This is a genomic window from Streptomyces sp. NPDC002206, from assembly GCF_053593595.1.
The window spans coordinates 293,674-311,415 of record NZ_JBSFCW010000005.1 but is presented as its reverse complement, the minus strand read 5'-3'; the positions used below and the strand labels follow the sequence as shown (position 1 = coordinate 311,415).

Sequence of the window (17,742 nt, the reverse complement as noted above, 5' to 3'; positions counted from 1 at the left end):
TCCTACAACGTGCGCAGCAGCAGCGCCGGTTGTTCCACGCAGTCGGCCACGTACCGCAGGAAGCCGCCCGCCGTGCCGCCGTCGCAGACCCGGTGGTCGAAGGTCAGCGAGAGCTGGACGACCTGGCGCACGGCCAGCTCACCCCCGTGCACCCACGGCTTGGGCACGATCCGGCCGACACCCAGCATCGCCGCCTCGGGGTGGTTGATGATCGGCGTCGACCCGTCGACCCCGAACACCCCGTAGTTGTTCAGCGTGAACGTACCGCCGGTCAGATCCGCCGGGGTCAGCGTGCCCGTCCGGGCCGCCTCGGTCAGCCGGCCGATCTCGGCACCGATCGACTCCGCGTTACGGGACTGCGCATCCCGTACGACAGGGACGACCAGCCCTCGCTCCGTCTGGGCCGCGAAGCCGAGATGGACGGCGGGCAGCCGCACGATCTCCCGGGCGTCCAGGTCCACCGTCGAGTTGAGCTCGGGGAATCGGGCCAGGGCCGCCGTACAGATACGGGCCAGTAGGGCGAGCACCGACACCTTGGGCCCCGTGGTCGGACCACCGGCGCCGTTCATCGCGGCTCTGGCAGCCATCAGCTCGGTGGCATCCGCGTCGACCCAGCACGTGGCATCGGGAATTTCGCGCCGACTGCGCGCCAGCTTGTCGGCGACCGCGCCCCGTACACCGCGCAACGGAATCCGCTCCCCGGCAGCCGAGGCCGACACCGGGGCCGGCCCCGAGGCAGAGGGCGACACCGGGACCGGCACCGGCGGCGCCACCGCCGTCCCGTTCGCCGCAGCCCTGATCGCGGATTCGACATCGGACCGCAGAATCAGCCCGTCGCGGCCCGACCCCGTCAACTGCCGCAGATCGAGATCGTGCTGCCGCGCCAGCCTCCGTACCAACGGAGAGACGACCGCCACGGGTCCCGACACCTCATCGGGAACCGACGCAGGGGCCGGTCCCGGTGCCGGAGCAGGAGCCATCACAGGCACCGGGCCCGGCTCCGCGGCAACCGAGATCGCCTCGGGCCGCACCCGCCGACGTCGCGCCGCCGGCGCCCCCGTCCCGTACCCCACCAGCACATTGCCGGACGACTCGGCCCCTGCAGCGGCCTTGCCGGAGAGATCCCCGGGAAGGTCGCCTGCCGTGGACCCCACAGCCACCGTCAACAACGGTGCGCCGACCGGAAGTTCCGCACCCTCTTCGCCGAAGCGGGCGGTCACCACGCCCCCGTAGGGACATGGCACCTCCACCATCGCCTTGGCCGTCTCGACCTCGACGACCGGCTGGTCGATGGCGACCACGTCGCCGACCTCCACCAGCCAGCGGACGATCTCCGCCTCGGTCAGGCCCTCGCCGAGGTCGGGCAGCTTGAATTCGAGCACCTGTGGCATCAGCTCTCCGCCTCCCACTGCAGCCGCGCGACCGCATCGAGCACCCGGTCCACGCCCGGCAGATGGTGCCGCTCCAGCATCGGCGGCGGATACGGGATGTCGAACCCGGCGACCCGCAGCACCGGCGCCTCCAGGTGGTGGAAGCAGCGCTCGGTGATCCGAGCTGCGATCTCCCCACCGGGGCCGCCGAACCCGGACGACTCATGAACGACAACCGCTCGACCGGTACGCCGCACGGAAGCGGCAACCGTCTCGTCGTCGAACGGCACCAGCGAACGGAGGTCGACCACTTCGAGGTCCCAGCCCTCCTCGACGGCCGCCTCCGCGGCTTCCAGGCAGACCGGCAGGGACGGCCCGTACGTGATCAGCGTCGCGCTGCGCCCGGGACGGCGGACAACGGCTCGCCCGATCGGCTCGACCTCCACCGGCGCGTCCGGCGACCATGCCGCCTTCGACCAGTACAGCCGCTTCGGCTCCAGGAAGATCACCGGGTCGTCGGAGGCGATCGAGGCCCGCAGCAGCCCGTATGCGTCGTCGACCGTGGCAGGCGTGACGACATGCAGGCCCGGCGTCGCCATGTAGTAGGCCTCCGAGGAGTCGCTGTGGTGCTCGACCCCGCCGATCCCGCCGCCGTACGGCACCCGCACCGTGATCGGCAGCGGCATGGCGCCCCCGGTCCGGTTCCGCATCTTGGCGACATGGCTGATGAGCTGCTCGAACGCCGGATAGGCGAACGCGTCGAACTGCATCTCCACCACAGGCCGCAGCCCGTACATCGCCATGCCGACGGCCGCACCGAGGATGCCCGCCTCGGCCAACGGCGTGTCCGTACAGCGGTCGTCGCCGAACTCCTTCGCCAGCCCGTCGGTGATCCGGAAGACCCCGCCGAGCGTGCCGACGTCCTCACCGAGGACGTGCACCGCCGGGTCCTCGGCCATCGAGTCACGCAGCGCACGCCCGAGAGCCTGCGCCATGGTGGCCGGCTTGGCCTTGTCCGTCTGCTTGCCGGCCATCGCCGCCGTGGTCATCGGCCGTCCCCCGCACCACTCGTACCGTCCTGGCCCTGCTCGGCGTCCAGCTCCACCCGCAGCCGGGCTGCCTGCTCCCGCAGTTGCGCGGTCTGTTCCGCGTAGACATGGGCGAAGAGGTCCATCGGGTCGAGCACCGGATCGGCGTTCATCTGCTCGCGCAGCCCGGCCGCCATCCGCTCCGCAGCCGCGCGCGCCTCCTCGATGCCGTCCTCACCGAGCAGCCCGCGCGCGGTCAGTTCCCGCTCCAGGAGCTGGATCGGGTCGTGCGCCCGCCACGCCTCCACCTCGCTCTCGCCGCGGTAGCGCGTGGCGTCGTCGGCGTTGGTGTGCGCGTCCATCCGGTAGGTCACGGCCTCCACCAGGGTCGGACCGCCACCCGCCCGGGCCCGCGCCACCGCCTCGCCGAGCACCTGGTGCACGGCGGCCGCGTCATTGCCGTCGACCAAACGGCCCGGCATGCCGTACCCCACCGCCTTGTGCGCCAGCGACGGCGCCGCCGTCTGCTTGGCCAGGGGTACGGAGATCGCAAAGCCGTTGTTCTGCACCAGGAAGACCACCGGGGCCCGCCAGACGGCCGCGAAGTTCAGCGCCTCGTGGAAGTCGCCCTCGCTGGTCCCGCCGTCGCCGACCATGGCGAGCGCCACCACGTCGTCCCCCTTGAGCCGCGCCGCGTGGGCCAGGCCCACCGCGTGCGGCAGCTGGGTGGCGAGCGGGGTGCAGAGCGGGGCGATGCGGTGCTCGCGCGGGTCGTAACCGGTGTGCCGGTCACCGCGCAGCAGGGTCAGTGCCTCGACCGGGTCGAGGCCGCGCGCCACCGCCGCGAGGGTGTCGCGGTAGCTGGGGAAAAGCCAGTCGCGCTCCTCCAGCACCAGCGCCGCAGCTATCTCGCAGGCCTCCTGTCCGGTGCTGGACGGGTAGACGGCGAGCCGGCCCTGCTTGGTGAGGGCGGTGGCCTGGGCGTTGTACCGCCGCCCGCGCACCAGCTCGGCGTAGAGCCGCAGCAGCAGCTCGGGGTCTGCGTCGGCCACGGCGTCCGTACCGAGAACGCGGTACGGCTCGGGGTCCGGGAGCAGCGGCGCGGGGTCGGTGAGCGGCTTCCAGGCCGGGGGCGGCGTGGGCCGGTAGGCGGCCGCGCCGGGCAGCTCTTGGACCGTCATGACAAGCACCTCCTGGCATCGAGGGATATCGAGCAGCGTCTGGCGATATCGAGGGGTCGCCCAATATCGGGGGGTGGCTGAATACGTCGAAATGTCGAGCACTGTCCGAGGCGCGGATGTGGTGTGCCTCACCTACCGATTGTTCGGTCGCGAGCGCATTTTGGCTACAGGCACCGTCAGCCTGTGGACAAACGGTTCTCCACAGCCTGGGATAGGGGCAGGTCGTCCAAGACAGGGAGGCACGGGGACATGGCAGCTGAACAAATGGCCGACGGGGCCGAGGACCCGGGCCAGGTTCCGCCCGCGCGCCCGCTCGACTCCATCGACCGCGACATCCTCCGACTGCTCCAGACGGACGGCCGAGCCTCGATACGGTCGGTGGCCGACCGCGTCCATGTGTCGCGCGCCAATGCCTACGCCCGGATCAACCGGCTCATCGACGACGGAGTGATCCGCGGCTTCAGCGCGCGCGTGAACCATGAGCGGGCGGGGCAGGGCGCCTCCGCATACATCACGCTCAAGATCGTCCAGAACTCCTGGCGGACGGTGCGCGAGCAGCTCCAGGCACTGCCGGGGGCGACACACATCGCGCTGGTCAGCGGCGACTTCGACGTACTGCTGCTGGTGCACACCCCGGACAACCGGTCGCTGCGCGAGCTGGTCCTGACCAGGATCCAGGCCATCCCGGAGGTGCTCTCCACCCGCACGCTCCTGGTGTTCGAGGAGACCGACCTGGCCCCGGGCCCGGACCGCCCCACCGAACTCAGCTAGCGCGAATCACGCACAGCCGCGCCCCCGCTGCCCCCACCGCCGGTCGCGAGCATCACTGCAGCGCTCAGGAAGACAGGCACACGCAGGACGACAGCCGGCGGGCAGGGTGGCGGTCTTCCCGGTACGACCGTGGGCGGTTCAGCGGCTGGAACGCATCCCCTCGAATGCCAGCTGAACGACCGTGTCCGCCAGCTGCTCCCCCTCGGCGCCGCCGCCCGGCTGCGGCCGGTACCACTCCACCAGGGAGTTGACCATCCCGAAGAGCAGCCTCGTCGCCAGCCGTATGTCCACGTCGGAGCGGAGATCACCATCGTCGACCGCCGCCTTCAGCAGCTCGGCCACCCGCTGGTCGAATTCGCGCCTTCGCTCCATGGCCCAGCGCTCGGCCGTCGTATTGCCCCGCACGCGCAGCAGCAGCGTGACGTAGGGCAGTTCGGCTATCAGCACCTCGACGGTACGGCGAGTGACGTATTCGACCCGCTCGATCGCGCGCCCCCGCGTCGCCCCGGACTCGTCGAGAATCCCGAAGAGCCCGTCCAGCGCCCGGCTGACCGCACGTCGCAGAAGCTCTTCCTTGCCCGCGACATGGTGGTAGATGGACGACTTGGAGATGCCGGCCGCCTTGGACAGGTGCTCCATGGACGTGCCGTCGTAACCGCGCTCGTTGAAGACACGGACGGCGACGGTGAGGAGAGTCTCCGGGGTGTACGTGTCCCGCTTGGCCGTGGTCATGTCCGCGATCCTCCCCTACGAGTTGTCCACAGGTTCCGTGGGCCCCCCTTGTCCCGACCGATCGTTCGGTTACTCTAACTCTGTCCGCCCGTCCCTGCCCAGCTCGATGAGGAGTTGGTCCGTCATGGCCGCCGAGCTCTCCCCGCAACTGCTGTCCGAGAAGCACCGCCCCACGCTCGACCAGGCCCTCGACGCGATCCGTACGCGCGCCTACTGGTCCCCGCATCCCGAGCATCCGAAGGCGTACGGCGACGGCGGCGCCCCGGGCAGCCTGAGCGCTGCCGAGGGCAAGGCCGCGTTCGACGCCGTGCTGCACACCCGGCTCGACCTCGGCCAGCCGGGCACCGACGGCTGGACGGGCGGGGAGGTCTCTCCCTACGGTCCGGAGCTCGGCATCGAATATCCGCATGCTGACCTGGACGTACTGCTTCCGGCGATGCGTGCGGGGATGGCTGCCTGGCGCGAGGCGGGGCCCGAGACCAGGGCCCTGGTCTGTCTGGAGATCCTGTCGCGGATCAGCGCCCGCACCCATGAGTTCGGCCACGCCGTGATGCACACGAGCGGGCAGGCCTTCATGATGGCGTTCCAGGCGGGCGGCCCGCACGCCCAGGACCGCGGCCTGGAAGCGGTGACGTATGCGTACGAGGAGCAGATCCGCACCCCGCGGACCGCGGACTGGTCCAAGCCCCAGGGCAAGCGCGACCCACTCCAGCTGCACAAGTCGTTCATCGCGGCAGGCCGCGGCATCGCGCTGCTGATCGGCTGCAACACGTTCCCCACGTGGAACGGCTATCCGGGCCTCTTCGCCTCCCTCGCCACCGGTAATCCCGTCCTGGTGAAGCCGCATCCGCGCGCCGTGCTTCCCCTGGCGCTCACGGTGCAGGTGGCCCGCGAGGTGCTGAGTGAGGCCGGCTTCGACCCCAACCTGGTCTGTCTGGCCGCCGAGCGGCCGGGCGAGGGCATCGCCAAGGCCCTGGCGGTCCGACCCGAGATCAGGATCATCGACTACACCGGATCCACCGCCTTCGGCGACTGGCTGGAGGCCAACGCCCGCCAGGCCCAGGTCTACACGGAGAAGGCCGGGGTCAACACGATCGTCGTCGACTCCACCGACGACTACCGGGGCATGCTGGCCAATCTGGCCTTCTCCCTCTCCCTGTACAGCGGCCAGATGTGCACCACCCCGCAGAACCTGCTGATCCCCCGCGACGGCATCACGACGGACGCCGGCGACAAGACGTACGACGAGGTGGTCGGTGACATCGCCGCCTCGGTCACCGGCCTGCTCGGAGACGACGCCCGGGCCAACGCACTGCTCGGTGCGCTGGTCAACCCGGAGGTGAAGGCCCGGCTGGAGGCGGCGGCCGGACTGGGCGAAATCGCCCTGGCGTCGCGCGAGGTGGCCAACCCGGAGTTCCCCGACGCGGTCGTCCGCACCCCGCTCGTCGTCAAGCTCGACGGCACCAAGCCGGACGACGAGGCGGCCTATCTCTCGGAGTGCTTCGGACCGGTCGCTTTCGCGGTCGCGGTCGACTCGACGGCGGACGCGGTGGAGCTGCTGCGCCGCACGATCCGCGACAAGGGCGCGATGACGGTCGGTGCGTACACGACCTCGCCGGAGGTGGAGCGCGCGGTGGAGGACGTCTGCCTGGACGAGTCGGCCCAGCTCTCGCTGAACCTGACGGGCGGGGTGTACGTCAACCAGACAGCAGCCTTCTCCGACTTCCACGGCTCGGGCGGCAACCCTGCGGCAAACGCCGCCCTGTGCGACGGAGCATTCGTATCGAACCGCTTCCGCATGGTGGAGGTCCGCCGCCAGGCCTAGCAAGGACCCGTATTCAGTCCTTCCGGCGCTGGGGGCGCAGGAGCAGGAGCCAGGGGGCAGGCAGAACCCCCTGGCTCCAGTGTCCCCGGCCCCTCAGACCCCGGCCTCCGGAATATCGGCGTACCGCTGCACCCACGCATGCATGGCAATGGCCGCCGCAGCCCCCGCATTGATCGACCGCGTCGAGCCGAACTGCGCGATCGAGCAGACCATCGTCGCGTGCTTGCGGGCCTCTTCCGTCAGCCCCGGTCCTTCCTGCCCGAAGAGCAGCACACACCGGCGCGGCAGCTCGGTCCGCTCCAGCGGCACCGCCCCCGGCAGATTGTCGATCCCGATGATCGGCAGCCCCTCGGCCGCCGCCCAGGCGGTCAGATCGGCCGTGTCGGGATGGTGCCGCACATGCTGGTACCGGTCGGTGACCATCGCGCCGCGCCGGTTCCAGCGCCGTCGGCCCACGATGTGGATCTCCTTGGCGAGAAAAGCGTTCGCGGTGCGCACCACCGATCCGATATTGAAGTCGTGTCCCCAGTTCTCCACCGCCACATGGAAGTCGTGCCGTCGTAGGTCCAGATCGGCGACGATCGCCTCCCGCGTCCAGTAGCGGTACTCGTCGCCTACATTGCGCCGGTCGCCGTGGGCGAGCAGCCCCGGGTCGTACCGCTCGCCCTCGGGCCAGGGCAGCGCATGCGGCCCGACACCGATCTCCGCCCCGAACCCGTCGTCGTACTGCATCGGCTCCACGGGCGGCTCACCCGCGGCAAGGGCTGCGTTCGACGGATCCTCGCTGCTGAGACTGCTGGGACTGCTGCTACTGCTGGTACGGCCGGTGCTGCCGGTATCGCTGCTCACCCGACGAGCGTATGGCCACCGCTTCCGCTGTGCTGCGGGGCCTCCTCGTCGCCGCTGCGCCGCTGCTCGGGCACCACCCGGTCCGCGCGCGAGAACAGCAGCTGCCGCCCGAGCGTCACCCGGTCTCCCAGCCAGACCAGGAAGACCGTCGGCAGGAAGACGGAGTCTGCGGCGATCATCGCCATCGAGAAGAAGGGCAGACCCAGCAACAGGGCAATGCCGGCGTGCTCGCACATCATGGCGACGAGCAGGACGTTCTTGACACGCCGGTTGAAGAGGGTGAAGGGGAAGGCGACCTGCACGACGACCGTGCCGTACGTCAGGATCATGACCATCACACCGCTGGACGCGAGGATGTCGGACAGTGCGGGCCAGGGCGTGAAGTAGTCGAGCTTGAGCGGGTAGTACAGCGCCGTGCCGTCCTGCCACCGCGATCCCTGGATCTTGTACCAACCCGCTGTCGCGTAGATCAGACAGACCTCGGCCATGATCACGACGAGCGTGGCGTTGTGGACGAGGTTGGCGATGACATCGAGCAGTGTGCGCGGCTCGCTCTGCGGTGCGTAGCGGTTCACGGCCCACCAGGCCCCGTGGCCGATCCACATCCCCCAGAAGAGGGCCGGCAGCCACCAGGTGCCGCCGAAACCGTCGGCCACCGAGCCCGCCACGAGAACCAGGCCGAGGACCATCCAGAGGATGGCCCCGGCCACATTCCGCACCGGCCGACCGGCGCCCGTCCCTTCCGGGGGCGTTCCCCGCGCCACCCGCGCCGCTCGCCGCGCGTCCAGCGACCAGACCTGCCCGCAACGCGTCAGCACCAGATAGATCGCCATCAGATGGATGACGTTGTCGCCACCGTCACCCAAGAAAATGCTGCGGTTCTGCAGCGAGAGCACACCGACCATGAAGAGGACGGACATCGCGCGGGTGTGCCAGCCGAGCATCAGCAGCGCGGCTGACAGCAGGGCGACCGCGTAGACGATCTCGAACCAGACCGTGCTGTCCGACCACAGGAGCGCGGAGAAGGCTTCGTTGCCCGATATGAGCTGCTTCCCCATGCCCCAGCTCCACGGGGAGTCGGGGCCGTACATCTCGTGGCGGTGCGGCAGCTCGCGCAGCAGGAACAGCAGATAGGTGACGGAGAAACCGATCCGGATGACAGCGCTCTGGTACGGCCCGAGGGCCGAGGACGTGATGCGCTGGACACCGAGTGCCAGCCTGCGGTCGGGGGAAGGCGTGCTCACTTGTCCGCCTCCTTGGCGCTCTCGGGAAGGTCGGCGGGGGTGACGGTCCACCACGGCAGCACCCGATAGTTCGGCCTGGTACTGATCTTCTCCGTACTCCACGGCGGCGCCGCGACGGAGCGCACTTCGGAGCGGACCTGAATGCGCTCGACGGTGCCGCCGTAGTCGTGCTCACTCAGGCGGAGCATCACGATGCGGCGGATGTAGCGCTCGGCGAGTTCGCCGCGCAGGCCGTTCGGACGGTTCTCGGTGTCGTGGGAGTTGAGGTAGAAGTCCCAGCCACGGCGGAGCTCGTTCTGATGGACGTGGCTGGGGAGGAGATTGCCGCGTATCGCCTTGCCGTCCTCGCCGGAGAGGCTCATCCAGGGAGTCGTACGGCGTCCGTCGGCGCCGGCTATCTCGGCCCGGACGTGCACGCCGACGTTCTGCTGAAGCGGATTGGGCGCGAAGAGCTTCCAGTTCTGTTCGAACTCGGGATAGACCCAGTCGTCGACCACTTTGCCGTGCTGCTTGGTCAGAGTGTTGGAGGGGGCGACGTGCAGAAACACCATGGCCAGGTGAGTGCAGGCAATCAGCCCGATGATCGACAGCGCGACTGCGGCACCGATCTGGTACGGAAGAGACAGGCCGGAAATACCGGCACGGAGCGGCGCGGGCGCTGCGGCGGTATCGGTGTCCTGGCCGGTGTCGAACGGTGCGTCGTCGCGCTGCTCCGCCTCTGACCCGACGCTTCCGATCCCGCCTCCGACACCCCTGTCGTCGTACGAATCCATCCCGCCCCGATCCCCGTCGATCCCCGGTCAGTTATCCACAGGGTTGACACCCTACGGGCCGCCGACTCACCATTGAAGTCAATGAACCGAACGATCGGTCGGTAGGGAGCCCGGGATGGCGGCAGTGACTGCGGACCAGACGACGCAGGCGAAGGCGCAAGGGACGGTGCAGGCGACAGCAAGCGGCCCCGACGGGGCTGATGATGCCCAGCTGGCCGCGTTCGACGCCGCGGTGGCAGCCGACGAGCGCATCGAGCCGCGTGACTGGATGCCGGACGCCTACCGGGCCTCGCTGGTCAGGCAAATGGCCCAGCATGCCCACTCCGAAATCATCGGCATGCAGCCCGAGGCAAACTGGATCAGCCGCGCCCCCTCGCTGCGCCGCAAGGCGATCCTGATGGCCAAGGTGCAGGACGAGGCAGGACACGGGCTGTATCTCTACAGCGCGGCGGAGACCCTCGGGACGAGCCGCGAAGAACTGCTCGACAAGCTCCACGCGGGTCGCCAGAGGTATTCGTCGATCTTCAATTACCCCACGCTGACCTGGGCGGATGTCGGCGCGATCGGCTGGCTGGTGGACGGCGCCGCAATCACCAACCAGGTGCCGCTGTGCCGCTGCTCGTACGGTCCGTACGCCCGGGCCATGGTCCGCATCTGCAAGGAAGAATCCTTCCACCAGCGCCAGGGGTACGAGCTGCTGCTCGCCCTCGGCCGCGGCACCCCGGCGCAGCGTGAGATGGCCCAGGACGCGGTGAACCGCTGGTGGTGGCCGTCCCTGATGATGTTCGGCCCGCCGGACGACGCGTCGGCGCACTCGGCGCAGTCGATGACCTGGAAGATCAAGCGCCACTCGAACGACGAGCTGCGGCAGCGGTTCGTCGACATCTGCGTCCCGCAGGCCGAGGCGCTGGGACTCACCCTCCCGGACCCGGACCTCCGGTGGAACGAGGAGCGTGGACACCACGACTTCGGGTCGATCGACTGGACGGAGTTCCAGGAGGTCCTGACGGGCAACGGCCCGTGCAACGAACAGCGCCTCACCCAGCGACGCCGGGCACACGAAGAGGGCGCCTGGGCACGGGATGCGGCGGCTGCGTACGCCGTGAAGCACCACGCAGAGAAGCACACCACACCGACACCGATCGCGGAGGCGACAGCATGAGCAGCTCGACGGACTGGCCGCTGTGGGAGGTGTTCGTGCGGTCGCGGCGCGGCCTCTCCCACACCCACGCGGGCAGCCTGCACGCCCCGGACGCCGAGATGGCCCTGCGTAACGCCCGCGATCTGTACACGCGCCGTTCCGAGGGTGTCTCCATCTGGGTGGTGCCGTCCACGGAGATCACGGCCTCCTCGCCGGACGAGAAGGACTCGTTCTTCGAACCGGCCGGCGACAAGCCCTACCGGCACCCGACGTTCTACGAGATCCCGGAAGGGGTGAAGCACCTGTGACCGCGGCCCTCGCCCTCGGCGACGACGCGCTGGTGCTGTCGCACCGGCTGGGGGAGTGGGCGGGCCATGCGCCCGTGCTGGAGGAGGAGGTGGCCCTCGCCAACATCGCCCTGGATCTGCTGGGGCAGGCCCGGGTGCTGCTCTCGCTCGCCGGGGACGAGGACGAGCTGGCGTTTCTGCGCGAGGAGCGGGCGTTCCGCAACGTCCAGCTGGTCGAGCAGCCCAACGGCGACTTCGCCCACACCATCGCCCGTCAGCTCTACTTCTCCGTCTACCAGCGGGGGCTGTACGAGCAGTTGGCAGCCGGTGAGGGAGAGTTCGCCGGGCTGGCGGCGAAGGCCGTCAAGGAGGTCGCCTACCACCAGGACCACGCCGAGCACTGGACGCTGCGGCTCGGCGACGGTACGGCGGAGAGTCACCAGCGGATGCAGCGCGGGGTGGACGCCCTGTGGCGGTTCACCGGTGAGCTGTTCCAGCCGGTCGAGGGCGTGGAGATCGACTGGCAGTCGCTGCAGAACAGCTGGCTGGCGACGGTCACCGGCGTGCTGGAGCAGGCAACGCTGACCGTACCGGCAGGACCGCAGTCCGGGGCCTGGACAGCCGGGGCGGGACGGCAGGGCATCCACACGGAACCCTTCGGCCGAATGCTCGCCGAGATGCAGCATCTGCACCGCAGCCACCCGGGAGCGTCATGGTGACCGGAACGCTGCTGGAGGAGGAGGTGCGCAGGCTCGCCGGGTCCGTGCCCGACCCCGAGCTGCCCGTCCTGACCCTGGAGGAGCTGGGCGTGCTCCGCGGGGTGGAGGTACTCGCCCCCGGCAAGGTCACGGTCCGCCTCACCCCGACGTACACCGGCTGCCCGGCGATCGAGGCCATGTCCGCCGATATCGAGCAGGTGCTGCACGACCACGGGATACCGGAGGTCTCCGTGGTCACCGTCCTCGCACCGGCCTGGTCGACGGACGACATCAGCGCGGAAGGGCGGCGCAAGCTCGCCGAGTTCGGCATAGCGCCGCCGCGCCCGCATGATGCGGCCGTCCCGTCCGGCGGTCCGGTGCCGCTATCCCTGTCCGTGCGCTGCCCGCACTGCGGCTCCACGGACACGGAGCTGCTGAGCCGGTTCTCCTCCACCGCCTGCAAGGCGCTGCGCCGCTGCGTGAGCTGCCGCGAACCGTTCGACCACTTCAAGGAGTTGTAGATGTTCCATCCGCTCCGGGTCCGCGCGATCGAGCGGCTGACCGACGACTCGGTGGCCGTCACCTTCACGGTGCCGGCCGAGTTGCGCGAGACCTTCCGCCACAAGCCCGGCCAGCATCTCAACGTGCGTTACACGGTCGACGGCGAGGAGATCCGGCGTTCGTACTCGATCTGTGCCCCGGCCACCGAGGCGCCGGCCGATCCGGCTCTGCGGGTGGGCATCCGGCTGGTCGACGGCGGCGCGTTCTCCACGTACGCCCTCAAGGAGCTCGCCGTCGGCGACCAGGTCGAAGCGATGCCTCCGATGGGACGCTTCGTGCTCACGCCGCGCGCCGGGCATTACGCGGCGATCGTCGGTGGCAGCGGCATCACCCCGGTGCTGTCGATCGCGTCGACACTGCTGGCGCGGGAGCCGGCGGCCCGGTTCTGTCTGATCCGGAGCGACCGGACAGCGGCCTCGACGATGTTCCTGGACGAGGTCGCCGACCTCAAGGACCGCTACCCGGACCGCTTCCAGCTGGTGACGGTGCTCTCCCGCGAGGAGCAGCAGGCCGGTCTGCCGTCCGGCCGGCTCGATCGGGAGCGACTGACCGGGCTGCTGCCCGCGCTGCTCTCGGTGGGAGAGGTGGACGGCTGGTACCTGTGCGGGCCGTTCGGTCTGGTCCTGGCAGCGGAAAGCGCGCTGCACGGCCTCGGTGTCGACCGGGCCCGTATCCACCAGGAGATCTTCCACGTCGACGACGGACCGGCCGCGACCGCCCGCACCCGCGTCGAGGCGCCCGCACACAGCACACTGACCGCGAGGCTGGACGGCCGCTCGGGCAGCTGGCCGGTCCAGGACGGCGAATCACTGCTGGAGACGGTGTTGCGCAGCCGTGCCGACGCGCCGTACGCCTGCAAGGGCGGGGTGTGCGGGACGTGCAGAGCCTTCCTGGTCTCCGGCGAGGTCCGGATGGACCGCAACTTCGCGCTGGAACCGGAAGAGACAGGGGCGGGTTATGTGCTGGCCTGCCAGTCGCATCCGGTCACACCGGAGGTGGAGCTCGACTTCGACCGCTGACACCAGCGGATCCCCGGCCCGCTGCCCTCTCCTTCTGCCCCCGCCTCTCCGCTGTTCCCTTCTTGTAGAACCTGTTCTATCTTGACGACCCGTCAGGTCCGACTACGGGCGCAGCGGTTCGCAGGAGGCCAGGGCAGTGGACTTCACCTTCACCGAGGAGCAGCAGGCAGCCGTCGAGGCAGCGAGGGCGGTCTTCTCGGGCGTCGAGCCCGACGAAGTGCCGAGCCCCGCTCTCACCCCGGGCGCGGTGGCCGAGGACATCGACCGTCCCCTCTGGGCCCAGCTGGCCGCGGGCGACCTGCTGGGCCTGACCGTGGCGCCGGAACACGGCGGGGCCGGGCTCGATCCGGTCGCGCTCTGCCTGGTCCTGCGGGAGTCGGCCAAGGTGCTCGCCCGGGTGCCGCTGCTGGAGACCTGCGCGGTCGCGATGTCGATCCAGCGCGACAGCGATCCCGGTCTGGCCGCCGAACTGCTGCCCCGCGTCGGCCGGGGCGAGCTGGTCCTCACCGTCGGGGCCAACGGCCGCACCGGCCACGACCCGGCCGAACTCGCCGTCACCGCCCTCCGGGACAGCAACGGGAAGAACGACCGGTCCAGCAGTAGCGACAGTCCGGTCTGGGTACTCGACGGGGTGCAGTCAGGCGTGCCGTGGGCGAGCTCCGCGGACTGGATCGCCGTGCCCGCCCACACAGCCGACGACCGCGCCGTCCTGGCCCTGGTACGCCGTACCGCCGAGGGCGTCACGCTGGCCGAACAGGTCTCCACCAGCGGCGAGTTGCTCGCCGAGGTCCGGCTCGACGGGGTACGGATCGAGGACCGCGCACTGATCGGTACCCCGGGAGCCTGGGAGTGGCTCCGCGCCCTGCTCACCACCGGAACCTGCGCGCTCGCACTGGGACTTGGCGAGACGGTGCTGTCCATGACGAGCGAATACACGGGAAAGCGCGAGCAGTTCGGGTTCCCCGTCGCGACGTTCCAGTCCGTCGCCGTCCAGGCCGCCGACCGGTACATCGATCTGCGGGCCATGGAGGTGACACTCTGGCAGGCGGCCTGGCGGATCTCCACGGGTACAGCCGGCGCGCTGCCCGTCGCGGGCGATATCGCCGTGGCGAAGATCTGGGCCTCGGACGGCGTCCGCCGGATCGTGCAGACCGCGCAGCATCTGCATGGCGGTTTCGGCGCTGACACCGACTACCCGCTGCACCGCTTCCACGCCTGGGCGAAGCAGATCGAGCTCTCGCTCGGCCCGGCGGCGGCGCATGAGGAAGCGCTGGGCGACCTGCTGGCCGCTCATCCGCTCGGCTGAGAACCGCGGGCCCGGCCCCGGACCACCCGGGGCGGACCCGACGGACCCGGGGCGGGTCAGAGGACGAAGGCCGGGGTGCCGTTGTCGGTGACCATCGGACGTCCGGCACCGTCCCAGGCGAGCATCCCGCCGTCGATGTTCACGGCGTCGATGCCCTGCTGCACCAGGTACTGGGTGACCTGGGCGGATCGGCCACCGACCCGGCACATCACATGCACGCGCCGACCGTCCTCGGCCGCCTCGGTCAGCTCACCGAAGCGGCCGACGAAATCACTCATCGGAATGTGCAGGGCACCTTCGACATGCCCGGCGGCCCATTCGTCGTTCTCCCGGACGTCCAGCACCAGGCCGTCCGACGGCACCGCCGCGACATCCACCGAGGGCAGCGGAGCGAAATTCATGGGTCATGCCTTCTCTCGTGCGTACGCTCCGGAGTCACGCTCCAGAGTCACCAGAAACGCTACTGCACCAGCCCCGCAAGCTCCGCCTCGCGCTGCGAGACCTCGCCCAGCAGCTGCTCGGCGATCTCGTCGAGCAGCCGGTCCGGATCGTCGGGTGCCATCCGGAGCATGGCCCCGATCGCGCTCTCCTCCAGCTCCTGGGCAAGGACCGTCAGCAGCTCCTTGCGCTGGGTCAGCCAGTTCAGCCGGGCGTAGAGCTCCTCGCTCTCGCTGAGCTCCGACCGCTGCGTGGCCGGTCCGGCAGCCCACTCCTGCGCCAGCTCCTTCAGCAGCGCTTCGTCCCCACGCCCGTAAGCGGCGTTGACGCGCGTGATGAACTCGTCCCGGCGCGCCCGCTCCGTCTCGTCCTGAGCCAGATCCGGGTGGGCCTTGCGCGCCAGCTCGCGGTAGAGCTTGCGCGCCTCCTCGGTCGGCCGGACCCGCTTGGGCGGCCGGACCGGCTGCTCGGTCAGCATGGCCGCCGCCTCGGGGGACAGCCCATCGGAGTCGATCCAGTCGTGGAAGAGCTCCTCGACACCCGGCATCGGCATCACGAGCGCCCGCGCCTCCTGCGCCTTGCGCAGGTCCTCGGGGTCACCGGTCCTGGCAGCCCGGGCCTCCGCGATCTGCGCATCGAGCTCGTCGAGGCGGGCGTACATCGGGCCGAGCTTCTGGTGATGCAGCCGGGAGAAGTTCTCGACCTCGACCCGGAAGGTCTCCACCGCGATCTCGAACTCGATCAGAGCCTGCTCCGCCACCCGCACAGCTTTCGCCAGCCGTGCCTCGGGACGCGCCCCATCGGCAGCACTGCCCGCATCGGCATCCGGGCCGGCGCCCGCACCCTCGTCGGCCCTGCGGCCAGGCTGCGCGTCCGCCGCATGCTGCTCGTCCTGCACATGCTGCTCGTGCTGCCGGTCGTTGTCCTGCCGGTCATCGTCGTTCCGGGTGGTCGGCACCCCGGCGGCTTCGTGGGTCACCCGTCCAGCGTATGGCCCCGCCCCGCGCCCCGAAGACGCGCGGTCGGCGGAACCGCCCCTCACACCCCGAGCTCGGCCGCTATTCGCCCGGAATCGACGGCCCGCACCAACTCCGCATGATCCGCCTCCGTACGGTCCGCGTACGTCACCGCGAAGTCCGCCATCGCCTCGTCCAGCTCGTCGTTCTTCCCGCAGTACCCCGCGATCAGCCGCGGGTCGGCGCTGTGCGCATGGGCCCGCGCCAGCAGCGCACCCGTCATCCGCCCGTAGTCGTCGACCTGGTCGGCCGTCAGGGCCACCGGGTCCACACTGCCCTTACGGTTGCGGAACTGCCGCACCTGGAACTGCCGACCCTCGACGGTCGCCCACCCCAGCAGAATGTCGCTGACGACCTGCATCCGCTTCTGCCCGAGGACCACCCGACGTCCCTCGTGCGCCACCTCCGGCACATCGAACCCGACGGCCGGCAGATACGGCGCCAGCGCGGACGGCCGCGCTTCCTTCACCTGCAGCACCAGCGGCTCGCCCCGGTGATCGAGCAGCAGCACCACGTACGACCGGGTGCCGACGCTCCCCGTGCCGACCACCCGGAACGCCACGTCGTGGATCGCGTACCGGGCGAGCAGCGGCACCCGGTCCTCCGAGATCGTGCCCACGTAGTCGCCGAGCCCCGCCGCCACCGCGGCGGCCTCCGCATCCGGCACCCGCCGCAGCACCGGCGGTGCGTCGACGAAGCGGCGTCCGCCGTCCTCGGACTCCTCCGTGGACTTGGCCGCGAAGCGGGCGCTGGTGTTGTTACGGGCTTTCTGCGAGACCCGCTCCAGTGTGCCGAGAAGATCCCGCGCGTCCGTGTGTGAGACGAGCTCCTCATCGGCGATGGCATTCCAGGCATCGAGAGCGGGAAGTCTGGCCAGCAGTCGCATCGTCCGCCGGTACGCGCCCACCGTGTCGTACGCGCCCTGGCGGCAGGTGTCCTCGTCCGCCCCGGCCTCGCGCCCCGCGAGCACCAGCGACGTGGCGAGCCGCTTCAGATCCCATTCCCACGGGCCGAACACGGTCTCGTCGAAGTCGTTCAGATCGATGACCAGGCTGCCCCGCGCATCGCCGTACAGCCCGAAGTTGGCCGCATGCGCATCGCCGCAGAGCTGAGCGCCCACCCCCGTCACGGGTGTGCCCATCAGGTCATGGGCCATCAACCCGGCCGAACCTCGCAAGAACGCGAACGGCGTGGCAGCCATCCGCCCCACCCGGATCGGCGCGAGGCCGGGGACGCGGCCCCGGTTCGACTCCTCGACCGCCTGCATCGCGTCGGGCCGGCCGACCGGAAGGACAAGGGAGTCGTGCGAGGCCCTGGGTATCCGGTCACGCAACGCCTTGCCGGCCTCTCGGGGCGACCGCGGCGCGCTCTGCTCCGCCACGGCCAGGCGCCGTGCAAACCCGGGCACGACCGGAATGCGCGGGGCATCCGTCACAGCCCGCTGCACCGGCACCGTCGCCTCGAACTGATCCATGGCACGCAGCCTCCCCCGCCCTCGACCGG

18 protein-coding genes are annotated in these 17,742 nt (G+C 70.2%); 8 read left to right on the top strand and 10 right to left on the bottom strand.

Annotated features, from left to right (window positions below; translation table 11 throughout):
- Positions 1-2: 2 nt before the first annotated feature.
- Genes ACWCP8_RS13670 through pdhA form a run of 3 tightly spaced genes read right to left on the bottom strand, consistent with a single transcriptional unit; the run spans position 3 to position 3,579 of the window.
- Positions 3-1,391: a dihydrolipoamide acetyltransferase family protein gene (locus ACWCP8_RS13670; RefSeq protein WP_451116020.1), complete on the bottom strand. Its 1,389-nt coding sequence runs from the start codon at positions 1,389-1,391 to the stop codon at positions 3-5.
- Positions 1,391-2,419 carry an alpha-ketoacid dehydrogenase subunit beta gene (locus tag ACWCP8_RS13665; RefSeq protein ID WP_355999664.1) on the bottom strand — a complete coding sequence of 343 codons (1,029 nt, stop codon included), beginning with the start codon at positions 2,417-2,419 and terminating at the stop codon, positions 1,391-1,393. Before ACWCP8_RS13665 ends, ACWCP8_RS13670 begins: the two co-directional genes overlap by 1 nt.
- Positions 2,416-3,579, bottom strand: coding sequence for a pyruvate dehydrogenase (acetyl-transferring) E1 component subunit alpha (pdhA, locus tag ACWCP8_RS13660; RefSeq protein ID WP_352263875.1), 1,164 nt, complete (start codon positions 3,577-3,579; stop codon positions 2,416-2,418). The genes ACWCP8_RS13665 and pdhA overlap by 4 nt, the downstream gene beginning before the upstream one ends.
- 264 nt (positions 3,580-3,843) lie before the next feature.
- Here pdhA and ACWCP8_RS13655 point away from each other — a divergent pair, with 264 nt between their 5' ends.
- Positions 3,844-4,350 (top strand): Lrp/AsnC family transcriptional regulator, encoded by a 507-nt coding sequence (locus tag ACWCP8_RS13655; RefSeq protein WP_382829386.1) that lies wholly within the window; start codon positions 3,844-3,846, stop codon positions 4,348-4,350.
- 138 nt (positions 4,351-4,488) lie between these two features.
- On the opposite strand, the gene ACWCP8_RS13650 is transcribed toward ACWCP8_RS13655, so the two are convergent.
- A complete protein-coding gene (locus ACWCP8_RS13650) occupies positions 4,489-5,082 on the bottom strand; it encodes a TetR/AcrR family transcriptional regulator (protein WP_451116018.1) in 594 nt (197 codons plus the stop codon).
- Between the two features lie 124 nt (positions 5,083-5,206).
- On the opposite strand from ACWCP8_RS13650, the gene paaN reads away from it, so the two are divergent.
- Positions 5,207-6,907, top strand: coding sequence for a phenylacetic acid degradation protein PaaN (gene paaN, locus ACWCP8_RS13645; RefSeq protein ID WP_451116016.1), 1,701 nt, complete (start codon positions 5,207-5,209; stop codon positions 6,905-6,907).
- Between the two features lie 93 nt (positions 6,908-7,000).
- Here paaN and ACWCP8_RS13640 read toward each other — a convergent pair whose 3' ends face one another.
- The 3 genes from ACWCP8_RS13640 to ACWCP8_RS13630 all read right to left on the bottom strand — a co-directional run bounded on the left by ACWCP8_RS13640 (position 7,001) and on the right by ACWCP8_RS13630 (position 9,773).
- Positions 7,001-7,639: a TrmH family RNA methyltransferase gene (locus ACWCP8_RS13640; protein ID WP_451116079.1), complete on the bottom strand. Its 639-nt coding sequence runs from the start codon at positions 7,637-7,639 to the stop codon at positions 7,001-7,003.
- 113 nt (positions 7,640-7,752) lie between these two features.
- Positions 7,753-9,000 (bottom strand): HTTM domain-containing protein, encoded by a 1,248-nt coding sequence (locus tag ACWCP8_RS13635; protein ID WP_451116014.1) that lies wholly within the window; start codon positions 8,998-9,000, stop codon positions 7,753-7,755.
- Complete coding sequence (locus ACWCP8_RS13630; protein WP_352263885.1) at positions 8,997-9,773, bottom strand: DUF5819 family protein; 777 nt, start codon at positions 9,771-9,773, stop codon at positions 8,997-8,999. The genes ACWCP8_RS13635 and ACWCP8_RS13630 overlap by 4 nt, the downstream gene beginning before the upstream one ends.
- Positions 9,774-9,888: 115 nt before the next feature.
- Between ACWCP8_RS13630 and paaA the strand changes: the two genes are divergently transcribed.
- The 6 genes from paaA (at position 9,889) to ACWCP8_RS13600 (ending at position 14,785) form a co-directional block, all read left to right on the top strand.
- The gene (gene paaA, locus ACWCP8_RS13625) at positions 9,889-10,935 is read left to right on the top strand and encodes a 1,2-phenylacetyl-CoA epoxidase subunit PaaA (RefSeq protein WP_451116012.1); all 1,047 of its coding nucleotides are present in this window, start codon (positions 9,889-9,891) and stop codon (positions 10,933-10,935) included.
- Positions 10,932-11,222 (top strand): 1,2-phenylacetyl-CoA epoxidase subunit PaaB, encoded by a 291-nt coding sequence (gene paaB / locus ACWCP8_RS13620; RefSeq protein WP_030972485.1) that lies wholly within the window; start codon positions 10,932-10,934, stop codon positions 11,220-11,222. The genes paaA and paaB overlap by 4 nt, the downstream gene beginning before the upstream one ends.
- On the top strand, positions 11,219-11,920 hold the full coding sequence (paaC, locus tag ACWCP8_RS13615) for a 1,2-phenylacetyl-CoA epoxidase subunit PaaC (RefSeq protein ID WP_352263889.1): 702 nt from the start codon (positions 11,219-11,221) through the stop codon (positions 11,918-11,920). Before paaB ends, paaC begins: the two co-directional genes overlap by 4 nt.
- Positions 11,914-12,420 (top strand): 1,2-phenylacetyl-CoA epoxidase subunit PaaD, encoded by a 507-nt coding sequence (gene paaD, locus ACWCP8_RS13610; RefSeq protein ID WP_352263891.1) that lies wholly within the window; start codon positions 11,914-11,916, stop codon positions 12,418-12,420. The genes paaC and paaD overlap by 7 nt, the downstream gene beginning before the upstream one ends.
- On the top strand, positions 12,421-13,479 hold the full coding sequence (locus ACWCP8_RS13605) for a 2Fe-2S iron-sulfur cluster-binding protein (protein ID WP_352263893.1): 1,059 nt from the start codon (positions 12,421-12,423) through the stop codon (positions 13,477-13,479).
- 136 nt (positions 13,480-13,615) lie between these two features.
- Positions 13,616-14,785 (top strand): acyl-CoA dehydrogenase family protein, encoded by a 1,170-nt coding sequence (locus ACWCP8_RS13600; protein ID WP_352263895.1) that lies wholly within the window; start codon positions 13,616-13,618, stop codon positions 14,783-14,785.
- Between the two features lie 56 nt (positions 14,786-14,841).
- Here ACWCP8_RS13600 and ACWCP8_RS13595 read toward each other — a convergent pair whose 3' ends face one another.
- Genes ACWCP8_RS13595 through ACWCP8_RS13585 form a run of 3 tightly spaced genes read right to left on the bottom strand, consistent with a single transcriptional unit; the run spans position 14,842 to position 17,713 of the window.
- A complete protein-coding gene (locus tag ACWCP8_RS13595; RefSeq protein ID WP_030930368.1) occupies positions 14,842-15,186 on the bottom strand; it encodes a rhodanese-like domain-containing protein in 345 nt (114 codons plus the stop codon).
- Positions 15,187-15,245: 59 nt separating this feature from the next.
- On the bottom strand, positions 15,246-16,202 hold the full coding sequence (locus ACWCP8_RS13590; protein WP_352263897.1) for a J domain-containing protein: 957 nt from the start codon (positions 16,200-16,202) through the stop codon (positions 15,246-15,248).
- 59 nt (positions 16,203-16,261) lie between these two features.
- A complete protein-coding gene (locus ACWCP8_RS13585; protein WP_451116008.1) occupies positions 16,262-17,713 on the bottom strand; it encodes a DUF2252 domain-containing protein in 1,452 nt (483 codons plus the stop codon).
- Between the last annotated feature and the right edge of the window lie 29 nt (positions 17,714-17,742).